Genomic DNA, 5,002 nt, shown 5'->3' on the forward strand with positions numbered 1-5,002 from the left:
GGCCGGCGCACTCCCCCCGCGCCGGCGACTCCCCCGGGATCGCGGGGTCGGCGCCGTTTCGTCGCTGCGGGGCGGTGCGGGTCGCTGCCGGTCGGCGTTCCGTCGGTGCGGGGTTCAGTTCGGGCGGGCGGGGTTCAGCGCTCTTCGCGGAAGTCGACGTGCCGGCGCGCGATCGGGTCGTACTTGCGCAGGACCATCCGGTCCGGGTCGTTGCGGCGGTTCTTGCGGGTCACGTACGTGTAGCCGGTGCCGGCGGTGGAGCGGAGCTTGATGACGGGGCGCAGTTCACTACGGGCCATGGGTGTCCTCCCGGGTTGGCGGGTTGGCGGGTTGGCGGGGCGTTCGGGGCCGGGGTGAAACCGTACACCGAAATGGAAGTCATTTTCATCTGGTGTAACGTGAGCTCCGTCCTGCCCATTCCCGGACGTCAGGGAGCACCCATGTCCGCCCACTGCCAACTCACCGGCCGCAAGCCCGGATTCGGCAACGCGATCTCGCACTCGCACCGCCGCACCCGCCGCCGCTTCGACCCCAACATCCAGCACAAGCGCTACTGGCTGCCCGGCGAGGGCCGGTACGTCCGGCTCACCCTCAGCGCCAAGGGCATCCGCACCATCGACACGATCGGCATCGAGGCCGCCGTCGCCCGCATCCGCGCCCGAGGGGGGAAGGTCTGATGGCCAAGCAGAGCAAGATCGCCAAGAACGAGCAGCGCCGCGCCGTCGTGGCCCGGTACGCCGAGCGCCGCGCCGAGCTCAAGCGGATCATCGCCCACCCCGGCACCGCCCCCGCCGAACGCGCCGCCGCCCAGGCCGAACTCGCCCGCCAGCCCCGCGACGCCAGCGCCACCCGGATCCGAAACCGCGACGCCGTCGACGGCCGCCCCCGCGGCTACCTGCGGGCCTTCGGCCTCTCCCGGGTCAACCTCCGCGTCCACGCCCACGCCGGCCACCTGCCCGGCGTCCGCAAGGCCAGCTGGTGAGCGGCGTGGACGGGATCAAGCTGCCCGTGGTGGTCGTCGCCGGCCTGCACGCCGCCGAACGCCGCGCCGCCGTCCGGGAGTTGGCCGCGGCCGCGGTGGACGCGGTGGTCCTCCACCATGACCTGCGGGAGGCCTCGCAGGGCGTCGTCCACCGTGAACTGCGCGACGCGGGAGGCGGGTTCGACGCCGCCGACGTCCCGCTGGTGAACGACTGCCCCTGCTGCGCCCTGCGCGAGGACCTGCTGCCGCGACTGCTGCGGATCGCCGACGAAGGCCGGTACGGACTCGCGATCGTCGAACTGTGGGGCGGCAGCGACCCGCACCCGGCCGTCGAGGTGATCGCCGGGGGAGAGGCGGACGGCCGCCATCTGGAGGACGCCGTCGAACTCGCGGGCGTGGTCACGGCCGTCGACCCGGACCGGCTGATCGGCGAACTCTCCGTCTCCGACGACCTGGTGGACCACGGCGAGCACACCGCCCGCCAGGACCAGCGGACCCGCGCGGAGGCGCTCGCCCACCAGGTCGAGTACGCCACCACCCTCGCCGTCCCGCGCGCGACGGCGCACACGCCCGGGCTCGCGCTGCTCCGCCAGCTCCACCCCACCGCCCGGGTCGTCCGGCTCGGCACCGGCGCGCTCACCCGGGCCGCCCTCGGCGGCTTCGACGTCGCCGCCGCCCGCGACCGGGTCAACCCGGCGATCGCGCTGCTCCCGCAGGAGAGCGACGAGGCCGGCGTCACCACGCTGGTCTGGGAGCGCCGCCGCCCGCTGCACCCCGAGCGGCTGCACCGGGCGCTGGAACTGCTCGTCCCCGCCGCCCAGCGCAGCCGCGGCCGCTTCTGGCTGGCCAACCGGCCCGACCTGATGCTCGCCTGGGACGCCGCCGGGGCCAACCTCGCCGTCGAGGAGTGCGGGCCCTGGCTCACCTCCCTGCCCGACGCCGCCTGGGAGCTGTACCCGCCAGCCCGCCGGGCCGCCGCCGCCCTCGACTGGCACCCGCTGCACGGCGACCGGGTGCAGCAGCTCAGCTTCACCGCCGAGGGCCTGGACGTCGACGGTGTCACCGGGCTGCTCGACTCCTGTCTGCTCACCGACGCCGAACTCGCCGCCGGCGAACCCGGCTGGAAGGCCCTGCCGGACGCCTTCCGGGACCTGCTCGACCCCGTTCACTGAGGAGCCGTCACTGTGCGTAAGCGACCGAACCCGCCCAAGGACCGGCCGAACCCGCTGTTCGCGGCCGGCATCGAGTACATCGACTACAAGGACACCGACCTGCTGCGGCGCTTCGTCTCCGACCGCGGCAAGATCCGGAGCCGCCGCGTCACCCGGCTCACCGTCCAGCAGCAGCGCGCCGTGGCCAGGGCCGTCAAGAACGCCCGCGAGATGGCCCTCCTCCCGTACGCCGCCGGCACCACCCGGTAGCCATCGCCACCGTCACCACCGTCACCACCCGACAAGGAGCCCCCGATGGCCGTCCCCAAGCGCAAGACGTCCCGCAGCAACACCCGGCACCGCCGGGCCCAGTGGAAGGGCAAGGCCCCGAAGCTCGTCCCGATCACCCTCAACGGCCGCGAACTGCTCGTCCCCCAGAACCTGGTCCCCGCCTATCGCCGCGGCCTGATCGATCCGGAGGGGGCGTAGCGACCACAAAGAGGGCGTGCGGGGGCGGGAGCGCGCCCTGTCGGGGGTGCTCGGCGGGCGGATCGGGGTGGGGGTTCGTAGGCTCGACGCATGTCTGATGCGTACGCGGGTCGGCGGGAGCGGGTGAGGGAGCACTGCAGTGCGGCCGGGGCCGATGCGGCGCTGATCACCCGGGCGGCGAACGTGCGGTATCTGACGGGCTGCGCGCCCTGCGGGGCGACGCTGCTGCTGACCCGGGAGCGGGTGCTGCTGGCAGTGCCGGACGATCTGCCGCCGGACGACACCGGGGAGCACCTGATCGCGCCGGACGTCACCCAGGTGCCGGTGGCGGCCGCGGCGGACACCGCCCTGGCGGCGGCCGCCGCCGCCGCGCGACTGGGCGTGGCGGACCTCGCGGTGGAGGAGCACGACCTGACCGTCAGCCGCCACCGCGCGGTGGCGAGCCTGGCGGAGGGGGCCCGGCTGGCCGACCTGGCGCAGGTGGTCGAGCGGCTGCGGGTGGTCAAGGACGAGCACGAGATCGCCGACCTGCGGATCGCCGCCGAGATCGCCGACCAGGCGCTCGGCGAACTGCTGGAGTCGATCCTGGTCGGCCGCACCGAACGGCACCTGGCGATGGAGCTGGAACGCAGGATGATCGACCACGGCGCGGACCGGGCGGCCTACCCGGTGTCCGTCGGCACCGGCAGCCACTCCGGCCGGCCCGCCCACCAGCCGACCGACCGCCGGGTGGAGGAGGGCGACTTCCTCACCGTGGTGATGGGCGCCCAGTACCGGGGCTACGGCGTCTCCACCGCCCGGACCTTCGTGATCGGCGCCGCCCCCGCGCCCTGGCAGGTGGAGCTGCACCGGCTGGTGTTCCGGGCCCAGCGGGCCGGCCGGGAGGCGCTCGGACCGGGCGTGGAGCAGTACGTGCCCGACCGGGCCGCGCGGCAGATCCTGGAGGCGGCCGGCCACACCGAGACCTCCCCGCACCCGGTGGGGCACGGCATCGGGCTGGAGATCCGGGAGGCGCCGCGCCTCGGTCCGTCGGACATGGGTAAACTGGACAGCCGCGTGCCGGTCACCGTCGGCCCAGGGGTCCACCTCCCGGGCAAGGGCGGTGTCCGGATCGAGGACACGCTCGTGGTGCGCCCCCCAGAGGAGGGCGGGCCCGAGCTGCTCACCATCACCACCAAGGAGCTCCTCGCCCTGTGACCGCGGCCGCCCGTCGGCCGTCGGCGGCAGGACGCAAGCCTTGGTTCCTTGACAGCTATATCCAGGAGTAAGTGCGCCCGTGGCTTCCACGAACGATCTCAAGAACGGCATGGTCCTCAAGCTGGAGGGCGGCAAGCTCTGGTCCGTCGTCGAGTTCCAGCACGTCAAGCCCGGCAAGGGCCCGGCCTTCGTGCGCACGAAGCTCAAGGAGGTCCTGACCGGCAAGGTCGTCGACAAGACCTTCAACGCCGGCACCAAGGTCGAGACCGCCAACGTCGACAAGCGCGGCATGCAGTTCTCGTACAAGGACGGCGAGAACTTCGTGTTCATGGACACGGACACCTACGACCAGATCGTGGTCGAGCCGGCCGTCGTCGGCGACGCCTCCAAGTACCTGCTGGAGGGCTTCGAGGCCCTGGTCGCCATGTACGAGGGTGCCCCCCTGTACATCGAGCTCCCGGCCTCCGTCGAGCTGCTGATCTCCCACACCGAGCCGGGCGTCCAGGGCGACCGCTCCACCGGCGGCTCCAAGCCGGCCACGCTGGAGACCGGCGCCGAGATCGCCGTGCCGCTCTTCATCGTCACCGGCGAGAAGATCAAGGTCGACACCCGCGACGGCGGCTACCTCGGCCGGGTGAAGTAAGTCCGTGTCGGCCGCACGTAGCAAGGCCCGTACCCGGGCCTTCCAGATCCTCTTCGAGGCCGACCACCGCGGGGTCGACCCGCAGCGGGTCCTCGCGGACTGGGTGGCCCGCGCCCGCGAGCCGAAGCCCGACGAGGGCACCCCGCAGGTCGGCGAGTACACCATGGAGTTGATCGAGGGGTACGTCCAGCACGCTCCCCGGATCGACGACCTGATCTCGCAGTACGCGGTGGGCTGGACCCTCGACCGGATGCCGATCGTGGACCGCAACGTCCTGCGGCTCGGCGCCTACGAGCTGATCTGGGAGGACGGCGTCCCGGACGCGGTCGTCCTGGACGAGGCCGTGGAGATCGCCAAGGAGTTCTCCACGGACGACTCCCCGGCCTTCGTCAACGGTCTGCTCGCCCGCTTCCTGGAGCTGAAGCCGAGCATCCGCCGGTAGGTCGTGCGCCCTAGGCCCCGACCACCGGTGGCGGGGGGGGACCGCAGAGCCGCGCGGGGCGCGCGGGGTGGCGGGGGGGGGGGGCGGGCGGGGGGCGC

9 protein-coding genes are annotated in these 5,002 nt (G+C 73.3%); 8 read left to right on the forward strand and 1 reads right to left on the reverse strand.

What is annotated here, in order from left to right; translation table 11 throughout:
• Positions 1-134: 134 nt before the first annotated feature.
• The gene (gene rpmG, locus ACFV6I_RS34125) at positions 135-299 is read right to left on the reverse strand and encodes a 50S ribosomal protein L33 (protein WP_380342442.1); all 165 of its coding nucleotides are present in this window, start codon (positions 297-299) and stop codon (positions 135-137) included.
• A 141-nt stretch (positions 300-440) separates the two neighbouring features.
• Here rpmG and rpmB point away from each other — a divergent pair, with 141 nt between their 5' ends.
• The 8 genes from rpmB (at position 441) to nusB (ending at position 4,904) form a co-directional block, all read left to right on the forward strand.
• On the forward strand, positions 441-677 hold the full coding sequence (rpmB, locus tag ACFV6I_RS34130; RefSeq protein ID WP_063346773.1) for a 50S ribosomal protein L28: 237 nt from the start codon (positions 441-443) through the stop codon (positions 675-677).
• Positions 677-982: a 30S ribosomal protein S14 gene (gene rpsN / locus ACFV6I_RS34135; RefSeq protein ID WP_063346772.1), complete on the forward strand. Its 306-nt coding sequence runs from the start codon at positions 677-679 to the stop codon at positions 980-982. Before rpmB ends, rpsN begins: the two co-directional genes overlap by 1 nt.
• Before the next feature lie 5 nt (positions 983-987).
• Complete coding sequence (locus tag ACFV6I_RS34140; RefSeq protein WP_380342376.1) at positions 988-2,154, forward strand: CobW family GTP-binding protein; 1,167 nt, start codon at positions 988-990, stop codon at positions 2,152-2,154.
• Positions 2,155-2,166: 12 nt separating this feature from the next.
• Complete coding sequence (gene rpsR / locus ACFV6I_RS34145; protein ID WP_063346770.1) at positions 2,167-2,403, forward strand: 30S ribosomal protein S18; 237 nt, start codon at positions 2,167-2,169, stop codon at positions 2,401-2,403.
• Positions 2,404-2,448: 45 nt separating this feature from the next.
• Positions 2,449-2,622, forward strand: coding sequence for a 50S ribosomal protein L32 (rpmF, locus tag ACFV6I_RS34150; RefSeq protein WP_063346769.1), 174 nt, complete (start codon positions 2,449-2,451; stop codon positions 2,620-2,622).
• A gap of 90 nt (positions 2,623-2,712) precedes the next feature.
• A complete protein-coding gene (locus ACFV6I_RS34155) occupies positions 2,713-3,819 on the forward strand; it encodes a Xaa-Pro peptidase family protein (RefSeq protein ID WP_063346768.1) in 1,107 nt (368 codons plus the stop codon).
• Between the two features lie 79 nt (positions 3,820-3,898).
• Complete coding sequence (gene efp, locus ACFV6I_RS34160) at positions 3,899-4,462, forward strand: elongation factor P (RefSeq protein WP_063346767.1); 564 nt, start codon at positions 3,899-3,901, stop codon at positions 4,460-4,462.
• Positions 4,463-4,466: 4 nt separating this feature from the next.
• Entirely contained in the window at positions 4,467-4,904 is a 438-nt protein-coding gene (nusB, locus tag ACFV6I_RS34165; protein ID WP_380429609.1) for a transcription antitermination factor NusB, read from the forward strand.
• Positions 4,905-5,002: the final 98 nt, after the last annotated feature.

This window comes from Kitasatospora sp. NPDC059803 (assembly GCF_042732255.1).
Lineage (GTDB): Bacteria > Actinomycetota > Actinomycetes > Streptomycetales > Streptomycetaceae > Kitasatospora.

What these genes read in the sequence shown, in the direction of transcription:
- rpmG (WP_380342442.1), bottom strand. Translation starts at nt 299, where the DNA reads ATGGCCCGTAGTGAACTGCGCCCCGTCATCAAGCTCCGCTCCACCGCC.
- rpmB (WP_063346773.1), top strand. Translation starts at nt 441, where the DNA reads ATGTCCGCCCACTGCCAACTCACCGGCCGCAAGCCCGGATTCGGCAAC.
- rpsN (WP_063346772.1), top strand. Translation starts at nt 677, where the DNA reads ATGGCCAAGCAGAGCAAGATCGCCAAGAACGAGCAGCGCCGCGCCGTC.
- rpmF (WP_063346769.1), top strand. Translation starts at nt 2,449, where the DNA reads ATGGCCGTCCCCAAGCGCAAGACGTCCCGCAGCAACACCCGGCACCGC.
- ACFV6I_RS34155 (WP_063346768.1), top strand. Translation starts at nt 2,713, where the DNA reads ATGTCTGATGCGTACGCGGGTCGGCGGGAGCGGGTGAGGGAGCACTGC.